The organism is Pseudomonas fluorescens (assembly GCF_001648775.1).
Lineage (GTDB): Bacteria > Pseudomonadota > Gammaproteobacteria > Pseudomonadales > Pseudomonadaceae > Aquipseudomonas > Aquipseudomonas fluorescens_M.
This window is the reverse complement of the sequence record NZ_LVEJ01000023.1, coordinates 327,849-344,798: the sequence shown is the minus strand read 5'-3', so window position 1 is coordinate 344,798 and position 16,950 is coordinate 327,849. Positions and strand designations below refer to the sequence as shown.

18 protein-coding genes are annotated in these 16,950 nt (G+C 59.6%); 6 read left to right on the top strand and 12 right to left on the bottom strand.

Annotation, left to right across the window (positions count from 1 at the left end):
- Positions 1 to 127: 127 nt before the first annotated feature.
- A complete protein-coding gene (locus A8O26_RS21700) occupies positions 128 to 1,222 on the top strand; it encodes a PLP-dependent cysteine synthase family protein (RefSeq protein ID WP_064119789.1) in 1,095 nt (364 codons plus the stop codon).
- A 138-nt stretch (positions 1,223 to 1,360) separates the two neighbouring features.
- On the opposite strand, the gene A8O26_RS21695 is transcribed toward A8O26_RS21700, so the two are convergent.
- The 3 genes from A8O26_RS21695 to A8O26_RS21685 all read right to left on the bottom strand — a co-directional run bounded on the left by A8O26_RS21695 (position 1,361) and on the right by A8O26_RS21685 (position 4,384).
- The gene (locus A8O26_RS21695; protein WP_064119788.1) at positions 1,361 to 2,974 is read right to left on the bottom strand and encodes an NAD(P)/FAD-dependent oxidoreductase; all 1,614 of its coding nucleotides are present in this window, start codon (positions 2,972 to 2,974) and stop codon (positions 1,361 to 1,363) included.
- A 97-nt stretch (positions 2,975 to 3,071) separates the two neighbouring features.
- On the bottom strand, positions 3,072 to 3,725 hold the full coding sequence (locus A8O26_RS21690) for a COG3650 family protein (RefSeq protein WP_064119787.1): 654 nt from the start codon (positions 3,723 to 3,725) through the stop codon (positions 3,072 to 3,074).
- Between the two features lie 59 nt (positions 3,726 to 3,784).
- On the bottom strand, positions 3,785 to 4,384 hold the full coding sequence (locus A8O26_RS21685) for a short chain dehydrogenase (RefSeq protein WP_064119786.1): 600 nt from the start codon (positions 4,382 to 4,384) through the stop codon (positions 3,785 to 3,787).
- Positions 4,385 to 4,488: 104 nt separating this feature from the next.
- Between A8O26_RS21685 and A8O26_RS21680 the strand changes: the two genes are divergently transcribed.
- Positions 4,489 to 5,403 carry a LysR family transcriptional regulator gene (locus A8O26_RS21680; protein ID WP_064119785.1) on the top strand — a complete coding sequence of 305 codons (915 nt, stop codon included), beginning with the start codon at positions 4,489 to 4,491 and terminating at the stop codon, positions 5,401 to 5,403.
- Positions 5,404 to 5,420: 17 nt separating this feature from the next.
- Here the strand turns inward: A8O26_RS21680 and A8O26_RS21675 are convergent, their stop codons facing one another.
- Genes A8O26_RS21675 through A8O26_RS21660 form a run of 4 tightly spaced genes read right to left on the bottom strand, consistent with a single transcriptional unit; the run spans position 5,421 to position 7,864 of the window.
- Positions 5,421 to 5,897, bottom strand: coding sequence for a DoxX family protein (locus A8O26_RS21675; protein WP_064119784.1), 477 nt, complete (start codon positions 5,895 to 5,897; stop codon positions 5,421 to 5,423).
- A complete protein-coding gene (locus tag A8O26_RS21670; protein WP_064119783.1) occupies positions 5,894 to 6,652 on the bottom strand; it encodes an HvfC/BufC N-terminal domain-containing protein in 759 nt (252 codons plus the stop codon). The genes A8O26_RS21675 and A8O26_RS21670 overlap by 4 nt, the downstream gene beginning before the upstream one ends.
- Complete coding sequence (gene bufB / locus A8O26_RS21665; RefSeq protein ID WP_064119782.1) at positions 6,649 to 7,536, bottom strand: MNIO family bufferin maturase; 888 nt, start codon at positions 7,534 to 7,536, stop codon at positions 6,649 to 6,651. The genes A8O26_RS21670 and bufB overlap by 4 nt, the downstream gene beginning before the upstream one ends.
- A gap of 25 nt (positions 7,537 to 7,561) precedes the next feature.
- Complete coding sequence (locus A8O26_RS21660) at positions 7,562 to 7,864, bottom strand: BufA1 family periplasmic bufferin-type metallophore (protein WP_064119781.1); 303 nt, start codon at positions 7,862 to 7,864, stop codon at positions 7,562 to 7,564.
- 215 nt (positions 7,865 to 8,079) lie between these two features.
- On the opposite strand from A8O26_RS21660, the gene A8O26_RS21655 reads away from it, so the two are divergent.
- The 3 genes from A8O26_RS21655 to A8O26_RS21645 all read left to right on the top strand — a co-directional run bounded on the left by A8O26_RS21655 (position 8,080) and on the right by A8O26_RS21645 (position 11,169).
- On the top strand, positions 8,080 to 9,471 hold the full coding sequence (locus A8O26_RS21655) for a DUF2599 domain-containing protein (protein WP_064119780.1): 1,392 nt from the start codon (positions 8,080 to 8,082) through the stop codon (positions 9,469 to 9,471).
- Positions 9,472 to 9,504: 33 nt separating this feature from the next.
- A complete protein-coding gene (locus A8O26_RS21650; protein ID WP_064119779.1) occupies positions 9,505 to 10,743 on the top strand; it encodes a DUF2599 domain-containing protein in 1,239 nt (412 codons plus the stop codon).
- A 183-nt stretch (positions 10,744 to 10,926) separates the two neighbouring features.
- Positions 10,927 to 11,169 (top strand): acyl carrier protein, encoded by a 243-nt coding sequence (locus A8O26_RS21645; protein ID WP_064119778.1) that lies wholly within the window; start codon positions 10,927 to 10,929, stop codon positions 11,167 to 11,169.
- A 54-nt stretch (positions 11,170 to 11,223) separates the two neighbouring features.
- Here A8O26_RS21645 and A8O26_RS21640 read toward each other — a convergent pair whose 3' ends face one another.
- The 5 genes from A8O26_RS21640 to A8O26_RS21620 form a co-directional block, all read right to left on the bottom strand.
- Positions 11,224 to 11,925 (bottom strand): ABC transporter ATP-binding protein, encoded by a 702-nt coding sequence (locus A8O26_RS21640; protein ID WP_008082262.1) that lies wholly within the window; start codon positions 11,923 to 11,925, stop codon positions 11,224 to 11,226.
- Positions 11,926 to 12,693, bottom strand: a complete 768-nt coding sequence (livG, locus tag A8O26_RS21635) for a high-affinity branched-chain amino acid ABC transporter ATP-binding protein LivG (RefSeq protein ID WP_064119777.1) — start codon at positions 12,691 to 12,693, stop codon at positions 11,926 to 11,928. It lies immediately after the preceding gene.
- Positions 12,690 to 13,958: a high-affinity branched-chain amino acid ABC transporter permease LivM gene (locus A8O26_RS21630; RefSeq protein ID WP_064119776.1), complete on the bottom strand. Its 1,269-nt coding sequence runs from the start codon at positions 13,956 to 13,958 to the stop codon at positions 12,690 to 12,692. Before A8O26_RS21630 ends, livG begins: the two co-directional genes overlap by 4 nt.
- On the bottom strand, positions 13,955 to 14,878 hold the full coding sequence (gene livH / locus A8O26_RS21625) for a high-affinity branched-chain amino acid ABC transporter permease LivH (protein WP_034154997.1): 924 nt from the start codon (positions 14,876 to 14,878) through the stop codon (positions 13,955 to 13,957). The genes A8O26_RS21630 and livH overlap by 4 nt, the downstream gene beginning before the upstream one ends.
- Before the next feature lie 230 nt (positions 14,879 to 15,108).
- Positions 15,109 to 16,236, bottom strand: a complete 1,128-nt coding sequence (locus A8O26_RS21620; RefSeq protein ID WP_064119775.1) for a branched-chain amino acid ABC transporter substrate-binding protein — start codon at positions 16,234 to 16,236, stop codon at positions 15,109 to 15,111.
- A gap of 353 nt (positions 16,237 to 16,589) precedes the next feature.
- Here A8O26_RS21620 and A8O26_RS21615 point away from each other — a divergent pair, with 353 nt between their 5' ends.
- Positions 16,590 to 16,910, top strand: a complete 321-nt coding sequence (locus A8O26_RS21615; RefSeq protein WP_064119774.1) for a DUF2288 domain-containing protein — start codon at positions 16,590 to 16,592, stop codon at positions 16,908 to 16,910.
- Positions 16,911 to 16,950 lie beyond the last annotated feature (40 nt).

The following is a 16,950-nucleotide window of genomic DNA, read 5'->3' as shown; positions in this document are numbered from 1 at the left end:
GAGCCTAGCAGTTGCCTGACATATTGAGACTCAGCTGTATCTGTGCGCGCTGTAGGTTTTTTCCTAAGCTGATGAGTGAGCCTTTTGAACAGACTCATCTCCTGCCGATTCAACGAGAACCCTCACCATGAGCGACAACCGACAGTGGGCCCGCGAAGCTATCCGCATTATTGAGGCGGATTTTCAGCGCAGCGCCGACACCCACCTGATCCCTTTGCCGTTGCCGGGTTTTGCGGGCATCGAGTTGTATTTCAAGGATGAGTCCAGTCATCCGACCGGCAGCCTTAAACATCGCCTGGCGCGTTCACTGTTTCTCTACGCGTTGTGTAACGGCTGGTTGAAACCGGGCGCTCCGGTAATCGAGGCGTCGAGCGGTTCGACGGCGATTTCCGAAGCGTATTTCGCGCGGATGCTCGGATTGCCGTTCATTGCGGTGATGCCGGCGACCACCTCCAAAGAGAAGATCGCGCAGATCGCCTTCTACGGTGGCCAGAGCCATCTGGTGAAGGATCCGACGCAGATCTACGCCGAATCCGAGCGCCTGGCCCGCGAGCATGGCGGCCACTTCATCGACCAGTTCACCTACGCCGAACGCGCCACCGACTGGCGCGCGAACAACAACATCGCCGAATCGATTTTCCAGCAGATGCGCTACGAGAAACACCCGGAACCGAGCTGGCTGATTTCCAGCCCCGGCACCGGCGGCACCACCGCGACGCTCGGCCGTTACGTGCGCTATCGCCAGCATTGCACCCGCGTGTTGTGCGCCGATGCCGAGCGTTCGGTGTTCTTCGATTTTTACCAGACCGGTGATGCGAGTCTGCGCCTGGATTGCGGCTCGCGCATTGAAGGCATTGGCCGGCCGCGCGTTGAAGCGTCGTTTCTGCCCAAGGTGATCGATGCGATGGTCAAGGTGCCCGATGCCTTGTCGCTGGCGGCCATGCATTATCTGGCGCAGCGTCTGGGACGGCATGTCGGCGGGTCGAGCGGGACCAATCTGATTGGTGCGCTGATGGCGGCGCAGCAGATGAAAGCGGCGGGGGAGTCGGGGTCGATCGTGGCGATTCTGTGCGATGGCGGCGAGCGATATGCCGACACGTATTACGATCAGGATTGGTTGCAGGCGCAGGGGTATGAGTTGAGTGGGTTGATCGACGCAGTGGCAGCGAGTGCCGAGCGCGGTGAGCCGCTGCCGACTTCAATCCTGCGCGCCAATATCTGAAGCTGAATACAAAAACCAATGTGGGAGCGAGCCTGCTCGCGAAGGGGGCATCTCATTCAACATCATTGTTGTCTGAAATACCGCTTTCGCGAGCAGGCTCGCTCCCACAGGGTTTTGTATTGGGTCAGCTAATGCTGATCAGGCTTCGAGGCCGAGGATATCGCGCGCCACGGCTTCTGCGATGCGAATCCCGTCCACACCCGCCGACAGAATCCCGCCCGCATAACCCGCGCCTTCACCGGCCGGGAACAGGCCTTTCACGTTCATGCTCTGCAGCGTCTCGTTCCGCGTAATGCGCAGCGGCGACGAAGTGCGCGTCTCGATCCCGGTCAACACTGCATCGTGCAGCGAGTAACCGCGAATCTGCTTCTCGAACGCCGGCAGCGCTTCACGAATCGCTTCAATCGCAAATTCCGGCAATGCCAGGGACAGATCGCCCAGCGCCACGCCCGGTTTGTAAGACGGCTCGACTTCGCCCAGTTCGGTCGAAGGAATGTCGTTGATGAAGTCGCCCACCAACTGCGCCGGTGCTTTGTAATCGCTGCCGCCAAGGATGAACGCGTGAGACTCCAGACGCTCCTGCAACTCGATCCCCGCCAACGGGCCGCCGGGATAATCGACTTCCGGGGTAATGCCAACGACGATGCCGGAGTTGGCGTTGCGCTCGTTACGCGAGTACTGGCTCATGCCGTTGGTGACCACGCGGTTCGGCTCGGAAGTCGCCGCCACCACGGTGCCGCCCGGGCACATGCAGAAGCTGTAGACCGAACGGCCGTTCTTGGCGTGGTGCACCAGTTTGTAGTCGGCGGCGCCCAGTTTCGGATGGCCGGCGTATTTGCCCAGACGCGCGCGGTCGATCAGCGATTGTGGGTGTTCGATACGGAAACCCACCGAAAACGGCTTGGCTTCCATGAACACGCCACGGCTGTGGAGCATGCGGAAGGTGTCGCGGGCGCTGTGGCCGAGGGCCAGAACCACATGTTTCGAATGCAGGGTTTCGCCGCTGGCCAGTTGTACGCCGACCAGTTGGCCATCTTCGATCAGCACGTCGGTGACGCGTTCCTGGAAGCGCACTTCGCCGCCGAGTTCGCGGATCTGCTCGCGCATGTTTTCAACCATGCCGGTCAGACGGAACGTACCAATGTGCGGCTTGCTGACGTAGAGGATTTCTTCCGGGGCGCCGGCCTTGACGAACTCGTGCAGGACTTTGCGGCCAAGGAACTTCGGATCCTTGATCTGGCTGTACAGCTTGCCGTCGGAGAACGTGCCCGCGCCGCCTTCGCCGAACTGCACGTTGGACTCGGGGTTGAGCACGCTTTTACGCCACAGGCCCCAGGTGTCCTTGGTGCGCTGACGCACTTCGGTGCCGCGTTCGAGGACGATCGGCTTGAAGCCCATTTGTGCCAGCAGCAGGCCGGCGAAGATGCCGCACGGGCCGAAACCGACGACGATCGGGCGCTGGCTCAGGTCGCTTGGCGCCTGGCCGACGAATTTGTAGCTGACATCCGGCGCCACGTTGACGTTACGGTCTTCGGCGAACTTGCCCAACACCTTGGCCTCGTCGCGCACGCTGAGGTCGATGGTGTAGATGAAGCACAGTTCGGAGGACTTTTTGCGCGCGTCGTAGCTGCGCTTGAACAAGGTGAAATCGAGCAAATCATCGCTGGCGATGCCCAGGCGCTGCACGATGGCAGGGCGCAGGTCTTCTTCGGGATGGTCGATTGGCAGCTTGAGTTCAGTGATTCGTAACATGGCGAGGATCCGGGTTCGCGGGGCGCACAACTGCGCCAGGGCGTTTGAAGGCCGCGATTATAAGCCGCAAAGGCCGGATCCGGTGAGGCTAAAACGCTCAGTCGTTGCGCGAACCGCCGAAATACCCGCAACCGCGTTGCACCTGGCCGTCGATGCGCAACTCGGCGCTCATGTGCTGCACGCTGCCGGTGCTGCTGTCGACGCAGCGCTGCGGCGCGACCCACAGTTCGATGCGTTGGTTATTGGCTTCGCTGCTCAGATTGAAGCGGCCGTCGCCCAGTTGCTCTTCAACATAAGGCACGGCAAGTGGCGGCTGGCCGTCGCGGTCGATGACCATGCCTTTGCCGCTGACCTTGACGTTCCATTCCGGGCCATGGCCGGTGGCGCGCAGGATCAGCAGTTTGAAATTGGGATCATCGCAAGCGGTGCCGGAGCGTTCGACGCGGTACAGCTGAGTCAGGTCGAGGCGGTCACCGGCGACCTTGCCGCGCACATCGGCAAACAGCTTGCCCTGCTCGTCGGCGAGGGTCGCGGCTTCTTGCAGGATGCTGGTGCCACCGATGTCATTGACGATGAGTTGGCGCTGCTCCTGGCATGGCTGGAACACCAGTTTGCCGTCAGCGGCGGTCAGTTGCCCCTGCATCCGCGTCTGCCCGATGTGCGAGGCACTTTCTCGCTGGCCGTCGAACAACTGGCAAGCGGCAAACAACGGCAGCAGGGCAACAACGACTAACGAACGGGCAACACGCATCTTCGGCTCTCCAGACAAGTGCCGCCACGTTACGCAGCCTGACCGTTCATCACAAGGGCTTAGCCCACGTGAAATGTCTGACCTGTCTGCAGGCCTTCGACACTTTTCGCATAGGCCAATGCCACATCCGCCGCAGGCACAGGTTTGTAACCACGGAAATACGGGGCGTAGCTGCCCATGGCTTCGAGCAGTACGGTCGGGCTGATCGAGTTCACGCGCAAGCCGCGCGGCAACTCGATGGCGGCGGCGCGCACGAAGCTGTCCAGCGCACCGTTGACCAGCGCGGCCGATGCACCGCTGCGAATCGGATCGTGGCTGAGCACGCCGGTGGTGAAGGTGAACGAGGCGCCGTCGTTGGCGAACTCGCGGCCGATCAACAGCAGATTGACCTGGCCCATCAGTTTGTCTTTGAGGCCGAGGGCAAAACTGTCTTCAGTCATCTCAGCCAACGCTGCGAAGGTGACGTTGCCGGCAGCGCAGACCAGTGCATCGAACTTGCCGGTTTGCTCGAACAGCTTGTGGATCGACGCGCTGTCGCTGATATCCACCTGCAAGTCACCGCTGCTGCGGCCGATACGGATGACTTCGTGGCGTTGCGAAAGCTCTTTGTCCACGGCCGAACCGATGGTGCCGCCAGCGCCTATCAACAGAATCTTCATCGTGCTGTGCCTCAAGTGATTGAACGAGGTTTCAGTCTAGAGTGGTTTTTTCTGCGGATAAGCGCGCTAATGGGCAACCTTTGGTTTTCAAATGGAAACAATCCATGAGCGAAATGGATGATCTGGCGGCGTTCGCTGTGTTGATCGAAGCGGGGAGTTTCACCTTGGCGGCGCAGCAATTGGGCTGCAGCAAGGGCCAGCTGTCCAAACGCATCAGCCAACTGGAAGCGCGATTTGCCGTGGTGTTGCTGCAACGCACCACCCGGCGCTTGAGCCTGACTGCTGCCGGCGCGGCGTTGTTGCCGCAAGCCCAGGCGCTTGTCGTCCAGGTGGAACGGGCGCGTCAGGCCCTGGCGCGGCTGAAAGACGATATGGCCGGGCCGGTGCGAATGACGGTGCCGGTGTCGCTGGGGGAAACCTTCTTCGATGGGCTGCTGCTGGAGTTTTCGCAGCAGTACCCCGAGGTGCAGATCGAGCTTGAGTTGAATAACAGTTACCGCGAGCTGTCACGGGACGGCTTTGATCTGGCGATCCGCAGTGAGGTGGCCAATGACGAGCGACTGGTGGCCAAACCGTTGCTGGCCTGGCAGGAAATGACCTGCGCCAGCCCGGCCTATCTCGAGCGCTTCGGTGAGCCGCTGACGCCACAGGCGCTGGCCGAACATCGCTGTCTGCTCAACAGCCACTACAGCGGTCGCGAAGAATGGCTGTATCACCAGCAGCATGAATTGATGCGGGTGCGGGTATCGGGGCCGTTCGCCAGCAACCACTACAGCTTGCTCAAGAAAGCCGCACTGGCGGGCGCCGGGATTGCGCGGTTGCCTTCGTATCTGCTGCAAGCGGAATTGGCAGACGGACGCTTGCGCTGGTTGCTGCGCGATTTTCAGACCCGACGCATGCCGATGTACCTGGTGCATCCGTATCAGGGCGGACTGCCGAAACGCACGCAGGTGCTGGCGGATTATTTGATCGGCTGGTTCAAGCGCAGCGGCGAGGCGCTGGATCGTCTCCAGCGCTGAGCCCACACGGATGTTGCTTATTTTGCGAAGCGGCGGGCGATCAGGTGATCGATCGACAACTTGCCCGGGCCGGTCGCCATCAGATACAGCAACACCGCCGCCCAGGTGCCGTGAGTCGGATAGGCATCCGGATACACAAACAGCTGAATGGTCAGCGTCATGCCCAACAACGCCAACGCCGAAAACCGTGTGGCGAAGCCGATCAGTATCAGCACCGGAAAGAAGTGTTCGGCGAACGCCGCCAGGTGCGCGGCGAGTTCCGGCGACAGCAGGGGCACGTGGTATTCGCTTTTAAACAGTGGAATCGTCGAGTCGGCCAGACGTGGCCAACCGAGCTGAAAAGTGCCGTCGAGCAAGTCGATGGCCAGTCCCTCGACCTTGGTCTGCCCGGACTTCCAGAACACCGCCGCAATCGAAAAACGCGCGATAAAGGCGATCAGGCTGTGCGGGATTTGTTCCAGCAACGTGATGGCGCGGGTGATGAGCGTGTTCATGGCAATTCCTTGTTGTGTATATGGCTGATCGCGTTGTGCGCGATCAGTAAGGCCAGGGTTTGGCTGAGGTCGAACGGCGGGCTGTTTTCGGCCGCTGCGAGCAGTGGCCGGCCGTCGATCAGCTGACGGATAAACACGCTGGCGCCGTGCTCAAGGGCAAACACCTCGACCTCCAGGCCATTGCGCAGGATCAAGGCGTACTGCCCTTGGTCGAGGTCGATGCCGGCCAGCGACGCGTCGCGTTGATGTGCAGCCCAGATCGCCACCACGGCATAGGCCGAGTCGAGCAGATGCAGGGACGGATGCAGTTCGAAGCGCAATTCGCTCAAGCCTTGAGCGGCGGTCAACGCCGCAGTGATTTGCTCGGCGCGCACGGTGCTGGCGTCGGCGGCGTGATAGGCGCGAGTGCGCAATTGCTCAAGACGTGCGACATCGGCCAGATAGGGCACGCTGCGAGCCGGCTCGAACCTTTCGATAAACTCGGCGAAACCCTCGCCGAACTGGCTCAGCAATGGGCTGGCTGGCGGGTTGTCGTGGATGAATAACGCCGCCATGGCGCGGAAAAAATCGGTACCGACCAGTTGCTCGACCACGGGGTAGCTGTCGGCGAGTGCGTTGATCAAGGAGCTTTGGACGTTATTGCGATACACCGCAAAGCGACTGGCCGGGTCGGCACCGTTGGCGCTGCACAGACCTTCCGGGCAGGGCAACTGAGTGTCGAGGAGGGCAGCGGCGAACGCGCGTTGTGTGCTCATGACCAGCCCCCGGCAGCGCTTAGCAACTCATCGGCCTGACGCGCCTCGGCCAACAGAATGTTGAACGCCGGCACTTGATTGTCGCGTTCGATCAACGTCGCCACCGGGCCGATGCGAGCCAGCACCTGTTGGTACAACGCCCAGACCGCTTGATCAATCGGCGCGCCGTGATCGTCAATCAACAAGCGGTCACCGCGGCTGTCGGCGTCTTCGGCAAACCCGGCCAGATGAATCTCGCCCACCGCGTGCAGCGGCAGGGCATCGAGATACGCCAACGGATCGCGTTGATGGTTCACGCAGGAAACGTAGACATTGTTGACGTCCAGCAACAGGCCACAGCCGCTGCGGCGGATGACTTCGGCGATGAAATCTGCCTCATCGAGGGTCGAGCGCTGAAACGCCAGATAGGTCGCCGGGTTCTCCAGCAGCAGGGGGCGTTTGAGGGTGTTTTGTACCTGATCGATATGCTCGCAGACGCGCTTCAGCGTCGGCGTGTCATAGGCCAGTGGCAGCAGGTCATTGAGAAACACCGGGCCGTGGCTCGACCATGCCAGGTGTTCGGAAAAAGAGTGCGGTTGATAGCGCTGAATCAGCTCGGCCAGGCGCTTGAGGTGCTGCTGATCCAGCGGCCCTTCAGCGCCGATGGACAACCCGACACCGTGCAGCGACAGCGGATACTGCTCGCGGATCAAACCGAGAAAATGATGAAACGGGCCGCCGGCGACCATGTAGTTTTCGGCGTGTACTTCGAAGAAACCGATGTCCGGTTGTGAATCGAGCACTTCACGAAAGTGCCCGGTCTTGAGCCCCAGCCCGGCACGGGGCGGGAGCTCGCGCAGGGCTGCCTGAGTGGCGGGAAGGGCAGGGGGGCTGGCGTTAAACATGATCGTCACTCAGGCAGACCAAAGATCAGGACTTGGCTTTGAACGCTTCCATCTGGCCGAAACCGGTCGGCGAGGTCTTGCTCTCAGTGGTGGCGCAGCTGCCTTTCGGTACGAGTTTCCAGGCGTTTGCCTGGTAGTCCATTTTCGAAGTGCCAGCACATGTGGTGCCTGCACCGGCGGCGCAATCGTTATGACCTTTCATGGCCACGCCGAAGCATTTTTCCATGTCGTCGGCGGCGTGGGCGGTGGAGACGGCGGCGATGCTCAGGGCAGAACCGAGGGCCAGAACCAGGGCAGTGGCGGACAGGGTGCGAGTGGTAGCAGTCATGATGTTTCTCCAGTCTTGGTCAGGGTTTTTACAAGCGGTTTTTGCTTGCTTACCCCACTAGAGAAAGCTCACTGCGGTGCGTTACAGCGCTGCGCAAATTATTTTTAAATAACCTGCAGGCTGGCTTTGTGTTCTGTCCCGCCGGACTGCCGAGGCTGTTCTATAGTCAACTCGAAGGCCCCTTTGCCCGGGCCGATTTACCAGGACGGTATCTCATGAAAAAGGATCGCTCAGACTCCGCTGCGCTATCGCGCCGGACGTTATCTTTTGCCCTGGCCTGCGCATTTCCCTTGTGGTTCAGTGCGGCGACTGCCCAGACAGTTTCCGATCCGCAGGACACCCTCAAGCGCATCAACTTCAACTACAACACCCTCAAAGAGGCTTGCCAGGAGCCCGACACCGGTGCCGCGCGCGGCCTCTACTATTGCAGCGGCGTGACCTTGCGCATGGTCAACGACGGGCCCTTCAATCCTTGGGATTACAGCCCGTACGCGATCAGGATTGGCGCGACTTCCTATTCGTGGATCCGCAAGGACCTGAGCACGCGCATCCTCATTCATCCGGCCGGTTTCATCTTGCGCACGCCCACCGATGCAGCGGCGCTGAAGCTGCCGGTCAAAGAGCAGGGGTTCACCTGTATCTACGCCTTCGATGGCGGCACCGGGCCCGAGCGCAAGTGGTATGGCTGCGGTTTCTTCGACAGCCGTGAGCCGCCGCGCGCCGCTCAAGGTGCGATGAACAATCGCAATGCCGCGCTGGCCTATGGCACCTGCGCCGAAGCCGGGGTCAGCACCGCCGAGCAGTGGACGCAGAAGTACACCGGGTTGATGAAGGGGCCGATCCAATATGGCCAGTGCTCATGGAACGCGGAAAAACCCAGTGACTGGAGCGCGATGATCCGGGTGCACGAGTCGCGGCCCAACACCACCAACAAAGACCCTTTTGCCTTCAGTGCGCAGGTCAACGAGTTCATGTTGAAGAACGCCACCGCGACCAACGATGGCAGCGAAAACATGAAGTACATCGACGCCTTTATCTACAACGTCAACAGCACGCAGAACTTCGCCACGCGCGGTGATCAGGCGCCACCGAAACCGGAGAACGGCTTGAACAGCGCTCGCAACTTTCAGAAGAAACTCCACGCGCAAGGTTACAGCGTGCCAATCCTGCGCCTGGACTTCACCAAGCCTGCGGAGCAGCGCTTCAGTTATGTCGCTGCTGATCAGGCGATCGAGCCAATGATGGCGGGTGGAGTTCAGCCCACACCTGCTGCACCTGCGCCCGACTACATCGCCTCGGCCAACTGGATCAAACGTTACGACCCCGGCACGCGCAAGGATGAGTGGAGCTTGAGTGTGGTGCCCACGGCGGCAGGTCGCGCATTGCCCAACGCGCAACTCGGGGTGATGTACGAGCAGCTGTTCGCCCTCAAAGGCGCCGACAGCCACTGGCGCGACAATGAAAAATCCGTCGGCAGCATGCGTCAGCAATTGAGCTGCGTCCTGGTCAATTACCGCGCCAAGACGCCATGGAATCTCGAGCCGTTTCGCCCGGCCTTGTCGGACAGCGAGACTCGGGCGGCGGGCTGCAATCCGGTCCCGCGTTGAAGGTGTGTTTGGCTAATCAAGGAGATGCAAGCCATGAACAAACGGTTGAACAGGATCGCGCCATTGCTGATGTTGCCCCTGCTGGTGCAGGCCACCTGGGCGTATGCAGAGTCATGTGACGAGACGCTTAAAAAGGTCGAAACGTTGTACAACAAGACCGTCGACAGTTGTGGCCAGGACCCCGCATCCGACTGTTCCGGGTTGCTGGTGCGCGGTACGCACCGGGCCGACCCGGCCAAAGGGCAGAAATGGGATGTATGGAATCCCAGCCCGAAAGCCGTGGAGCTGGGCACGTTCGCCGCTTCGTTCATGCGCGCCGACGGCATCAGTTACGAAGACCCCGGCATGAGCACGCAGAACGGCTATCTCATCACGCCAAGGGATCTGGTGCGCGACCCGGAAACGCCGGTGCATGTTTACTGCGCCTTTCCCAATGACGCCTGGACCGATTTTCGCAATGACCGCGGCTGTGGCGACAACAAAAACACCGCGCCGGCCGAAGCGGTTTGTCAGGCGATGAAACCACCGATCGCCACTCCGAATGCCTGGGTCGCGCACTTCACCCAATACAACAACAATCGGCAACAGGACCAGTTGCAATGCGGCTTCAACATGCGCAATCCGATGAGCAGCAAGGAGCGGGTCGACGCCTTTCGCAACTTCATGGGCGCGCGCAAGGTCATCAACAGCCGTGAGTTTCAAACCCAGACGGAACTGCGTCTGGGCAACCCGAAGACTGACGAGTTGCCGGTTCTGGCGTTTTTCTACAGCGATCAGCGCGGCTTGAACGATGCGATGGCCAATCAACGCGACTACAAGGCCAGGACCGGCAAGGACCGCAACATCATCAAGATCGACTTCCCGAAAACGCCAGTGGCCAAGGCCTCTTTCTCGTGCATCCAGACCGCGACGCCAGCGACGCCGCAGTTCTGTGAGAAGTACATCGAGTCGAGCACCTGGGTACAACGGCCAGATCCGAAACTGGGGCCGAACACCTGGTCGCTCTCGGTGGTGCCGACCGCGTGCGGGCGGGCGATCAAGGATGATCAGACCGACCGGATGTTTGCCGAGTTGTACAACAAACACAAAGACGACCAGCAGTGGCGGCAGTACAGCGTCAACGGCGGGTCACTGCGTCGGCAGATGGTCTGCCACCTCGCAGCCACCTACGACGGCAAGCCTGTGCGCAACAAGCCGGAGTGGAACCTTGAGCCGGCACGGTCTTATGCCGATCAGGCGACGGCGGTGGCGCAGCATTGCAATCCGTATTGATCGTCGATGCTCAGGAGCTGCCGCATGCTGCGGCAGCTTCTATACAGAGAAAATGAATAATCTTTATCGCGAACGGTGATTAAAAACTGTCATTTATGACAGTTGGAAAGATTTTTATGATGAGTATATTCAGTCTTGTAGTGGAGATGGCAGCGTCTAACCAACACGGGTGAGGGACTCAACATGGCCGATATCGCGGAAAGAGTTAAGCATATAATTGCTGAGCATTTGGGCCGGTCAGCAGCGCAGTTGAATTCAGACGACAATTTTGTTGATGATCTGGGGGCTGACTCATTGACAGTCGTTGAGCTGCAGATGGGACTGGAAGATGAGTTCAGCATAGAAATGCCGGATGATGAGGCTGAAAAAATCAAGACGGTAGGGCAAGCGATCGCTTATGTGAAAAGTTGCGAGGGTGTAACGTAGTGACGCGAACACAAAAAACGGCCCGAAGGCCGTTTTTTTGTTAGCTGAAACGCATCAACCGCCGAGGTACGCCTCGCGTACTTTCGGGTCGGTCAGCAGCGCTTCACCGGTGCCTTGCATGACCACGCGGCCGTTCTCCAGAACGTACGCGCGGTCGGCGATTTTCAGCGCCTGGTTGGCGTTCTGCTCGACCAGGAACACCGTCACACCGTCCTTGCGCAGCATTTCGATGATGTCGAAAATCTGCTGGATGATAATCGGTGCCAGGCCCAGCGATGGCTCGTCGAGCAGCAACAGTTTGGGCTTGCTCATCAGCGCACGGCCGATGGCGAGCATTTGCTGTTCGCCGCCGGACATGGTGCCGCCGCGCTGGTTGAAGCGCTCTTTCAGGCGCGGGAACAGGCCGAGCACCTTGTCCATCTGTTCCTGATAGTCGCCCTTGTCGGTGAAGAAACCGCCCATGGAGAGGTTTTCTTCAACGGTCAGACGGGCGAACACCCGACGACCTTCCGGCACTACCGCGATGCTTTTGCGCATGATCTGCGACGAGTCCTGGCCGACCAGTTCCTCACCCATGTAGCGGATGCTGCCGCTGTGCGCCTGCGGCGAACCGCAGAGCGTCATCAGCAGCGTGGACTTGCCGGCACCGTTGGCGCCGATCAGGGTCACGATCTCGCCCTGACGGACTTCGACGTTGACGCTGTGCAGGGCCTGGATCTTGCCGTAGAAGGTGGAAACGTTTTCGAACTGCAGCATTTACGCTTCCCCCAGGTAGGCTTTGATCACTTCAGGATTGTCGCGGATCTGTTCCGGCGTGCCGTCAGCCAGAGGCGTGCCCTGGTTGATCACGACGATGTGGTCGGAAATGCTCATGACCAGTTTCATGTCGTGTTCGATCAGCAGCACGGTGACGTTGTGCTCTTCACGCAGCACACTGATCAGCGCCTTGAGGTCTTCGGTTTCCTTCGGATTGAGGCCGGCAGCCGGTTCGTCGAGCATGAGGATCCGCGGACGGGTCATCATGCAGCGAGCGATTTCCAGACGCCGTTGCTGACCGTAGGCCAGGGTGCCGGCGGTACGGTTGGCGAACTCTTTGAGGTTGACCTTTTCCAGCCAGTACTCGGCAAACTCCATGGCCTCGCGTTCGCTTTTACGGAACGCCGGGGTCTTGAACAGACCGGCCAGGAAGTTCGTGTTCAAGTGACGGTGCTGGGCGATCAACAGGTTCTCGACCGCCGTCATGTCCTTGAACAGGCGCACGTTCTGGAAGGTACGCACCACGCCTTTGAGCGCGATCTTGTGGCCCGGCAGGCCTTGAATCGGCTCGCCATCCAACAGGATGCTACCGCCAGTTGGCTGATAGAAACCGGTCAGGCAGTTGAACACGGTGGTCTTGCCGGCGCCGTTCGGGCCGATCAGTGCAACCACTTGTTTCTCTTTGACGGTCAGGGCCACGCCGTTGACCGCCAGCAAGCCGCCGAAGCGCATGCTCAGGTTTTCGACTTTAAGGATTGAGCGGCTCATTTTCGCATCTCCGCTCTCAGTTTAAGTTCTGGTCGTTGCATCGGCAGCAGACCTTGTGGACGCCAGATCATCATCAACACCATCAGCGCACCGAACATCAACATGCGGTACTCGCTGAATTCACGCATCATTTCCGGCAACAGGATCATCACCACGGCCGCCAGAATCACACCCAACTGCGAGCCCATGCCACCCAGCACGACAATGGCGAGGATGATCGCCGACTCGATGAAGGTGAACGACTCCGGGGTCACCAGACCCTGACGGGCGGCGAAGAAGCTACCGGCGAAACCGGCGAAGCTTGCGCCCAGAGTGAACGCCGACAGTTTGATGATCGTCGGATTCAGCCCTAGTGCCCGGCAAGCGATTTCATCTTCACGCAGCGCTTCCCACGCACGGCCGATCGGCATGCGCAGCAGACGGTTAATGATGAACAGCGCTGCCAGCGCCAGCAACAACGCAACCAGGTAAAGGAAAATCACCTTGTTGATCGAGTTGTATTCGAGGCCGAAGTATTCGTGGAAAGTCTGCATGCCTTCCGCCGCTTTACGCTCGAAGGTCAGGCCGAAGAACGTCGGTTTCTCGATGTTGCTGATGCCGTTCGGACCGCCCGTGATGTCGGTCAGGTTACGCAGGAACAGACGGATGATCTCGCCGAAGCCGAGGGTCACGATCGCCAGATAGTCACCGCGCAAACGCAACACCGGGAAGCCCAGCAGGAAGCCGAACGTGGCCGCCATCAGGCCGGCAATCGGCAGGCAGATCCAGAAGCTCAGGCCGTAGTAGTGCGACAGCAGCGCGTAGCTGTAGGCGCCGACGGCGTAGAAGCCGACGTAACCGAGGTCGAGCAGACCGGCCAGACCAACGACGATGTTCAGGCCCAGGCCAAGCATCACGTAGATCAGGATCAGCGTCGCGATGTCCACCGCGCCACGCGAGCCGAAGAACGGCCACACCAGCGCACCGATGATCAGCGCAATGATGAAGTAGCGTTGCGTGGTCGGCAGGGTCAGGAAGTTGCTGGCCTTGGCCGGGATCAACGGCAGGCCCGGCGAGGAGTTCCACGCCTTGCTGATCTGCTGGTTGAACAGCACCCGCAGGAACATCAGCACCGAGCAGATGGCGATGGTCGCCAGAATCATCGGGCTGGTGTTGTGCACTTCAAGGTTGATGCCGACGATGGTCAGTTTCAGACCGAGTACCGGGTAGGCCACGGCCCACACCAGCAAGGCACTGAACAGTGCCTGTTTAAGATTCCTAGTCATACTTTCTCAACCTCCGGACGGCCCAGAATGCCGGTCGGACGGAACAACAGCACCAGAACCAACAAGCCGAAAGCCACGACGTCCTTGTACTGGTCGCCGAAGATATCGGCACCAAACGCTTCCGCCACCCCAAGCACCAACCCGCCGAGCATGGCGCCGGGGATGCTGCCGATGCCGCCCAGTACCGCTGCGGTGAAGGCTTTGAGACCGACGAGGAAACCGGCGTTCGGGTTGATCACGCCGTATTGCATGCTCAGCAGCACGGCCGCGATGGCCGCCAGTGCAGCACCAATGACGAAGGTCAGGGCGATGATGTTGTTGGTGTTGATGCCGAGCAGGTTGGCCATCTTGATGTCTTCGGCGCAGGCGCGGCAGGCGCGACCCAGGCGAGAGCGGGAGATGAACAGCGTCAGGCCGAGCATGGCGACCAGGGTCACCACGAACACCACGATTTGCATGTAGGAAATCAGCACTTCATGTGCGCCACCTGGCCCGAAGGAAATGTTCCCGGGGATCAGGTTGGGGATGGATTTGTCCTTGGAGTCTTGCGCCAGCAGAACCGTGTTCTGCAGGAAGATCGACATACCGATGGCGGAGATCAGCGGGATCAGACGGTTGCTGCCGCGCAGGGGGCGGTAGGCGATCCGTTCGATGCTGTAACCATAGGAACTGGTGACAACGATGCTCGCGATGAAGGCTGCGGTCATCAACAGCGGGACGTTGTCGATTCCCATCATGGCCAGCCCGGCGATGGCGATGAACGCCACGTAGGAACCGATCATGTACACCTCGCCGTGGGCGAAGTTGATCATTCCAATGATGCCGTAAACCATCGTATAGCCGATGGCAATCAGGGCATACGTGCTGCCAATGGTCAGGCCATTAACCAGCTGCTGGAAGAAGTGATAGAGGTCAGGCATTACAACGCTCCTAAAAACCTGATACGCATTTCACTGGTGGAGTCATTTTCCCGCCCGGCCCCGTGGATCTCTATCCACTTCGAATCCGGGTTTTGCCAGCGAACCGCTGATGACGGTTTTGAGATTTTCAGGTGGGGAGACTGGCGGATCACGCCAGCGCGGCCCATACATTCGTAAAACAAAGCCCACGGCACGCCGTGGGCTTTATTGGCAGTCAGTCAGGGCGCGCCTTACTGAGGCGACACTTCAGTTTTTGGTTTGCCGAAGTGCCACTCGTAAACCACAAATTTGAAGTCCTTCAGGTCGCCCTTGGCGTCGAAGCTCAGGTCGCCAGTCGGGGTTTTGAAGGTGCCGGCGTGAATGGCTTCGGCCACTTTGGCAGGGTCTTCGGATTTGGCTGCGGTGATACCGCCGGCAATCACTTCAACCGCCGAGTAGGAAGGGAACACGAACGGGCCGCTCGGGTCTTCTTTCTTCGCCTTGAAGGCGTCTGCCAGGGCGATGTTGGCTGGATCCTGGTCGAAGGATTTCGGCAGGGTCACCAGCAGACCTTCGGAAGCGTCTTTGGCGATCTGCGAAATCGAGTCGTTACCCACGCCTTCCGGACCCATGAACTTGGCTTTCAGGCCTTTTTCAGCCGCCTGACGCAGGATCAGGCCCAGTTCCGGGTGGTAGCCGCCGTAGTAAACGAAGTCGACGTTGGCTTGCTTGAGTTTGGCGATGATCGAGGAGAAGTCCTTGTCGCCGGCGTTGACGCCTTCGAACACGGCGACTTTCACGCCTTTCTTCTCAAGGGTCGATTTGACGGCAGTGGCGATGCCTTCACCGTATTGTTGCTTGTCGTGCAGCACGGCAACGATTTTCGGTTTCACGTGATCGGCAATGTAGTTACCGGCGGCAGGGCCCTGGGCGCTGTCCAGACCGATGGTACGGAAGACCATTTTGTAACCACGGGCGGTGATGTCCGGGCTGGTGGCAGCCGGGGTGATCATGATCACGCCTTCGTCTTCGTAGATGTCCGAAGCCGGTTGAGTGGAGCTGGAGCACAGGTGACCGACGACGAACTTGACGCCGTCGTTGACGACCTTGTTCGCGACCGCTACCGCTTGTTTCGGATCGCAGGCATCGTCGTATTCAACGGCTTCGAGTTTCTTGCCGTCGACGCCGCCCTTGGCGTTGATTTGTTCGATGGCCATTTTTGCGCCACTGAACTGCATGTCGCCGTACTGGGCTACTGGACCGGTTTTAGGACCGGCGATACCGATTTTGATGGTGTCAGCTGCGAACGAATGGCTGGCAACCCCGGCCAGAACCATAGCGGCAAACAGTTTGGAAATCTGCTTAGTAGCCTTAGTCATAGTGCTCCACTCTTACTGTTGTAATTTTTTTTGAGTTCTGGCGCCGTAGCAGCAGAACCGGGTCAGATATCTTTGCGATACCCTCCGGAAATGCCCCCGGCAACTGTACCGGTACAGTGTAGAGCGCCGGTTGTTAGCCTGGGAAGCAGGCGCCGAGGGGCAAAACTTGTGGGTGTCGCATTTTTGAATGAAAAAGACAGAATTGCGGCGGGACGTTCGTGGGCATATAGCCCAATCAGCAGCATTCCCTGGCGTTCCTGCTCTTTTCGTTCGGTGCAGCCATTTGCAACCGGGTTTTTCTGGCGGACCACCGACGTTATCATTCGCGTCGATTTCTTTTCCGGACAGTTCCCATGAATCAAGAACCTAGCACCCTCTATGCCAAGCTGCTTGGTGAAACCGCATCTATTACCTGGAAAGAGTTGGAGCCGTTCTTCGCCAAGGGTGCCCTATTGTGGGTCGACCCTACGCTTGATTTGATCGCCGCTGCCGAGGCCGTAGCGTCAGACGAAGGCGAGAAAGTCGCTGCCTGGCTGGCCGAAGACAAGGTCGCCAAGCTGTCTGAAACGCGGGCGCTGGATCTTTTCGAACGCGATCCGCAGCTCTGGGCAGTGGTGGTTTCGCCGTGGATTCTGATCCAGGAAAGGGCAGGCGCTTCTGACGCTGCACCTTGATGGTGCGGCGGGTCATCAGCAAAAAGTGTGTAGCGGAGTA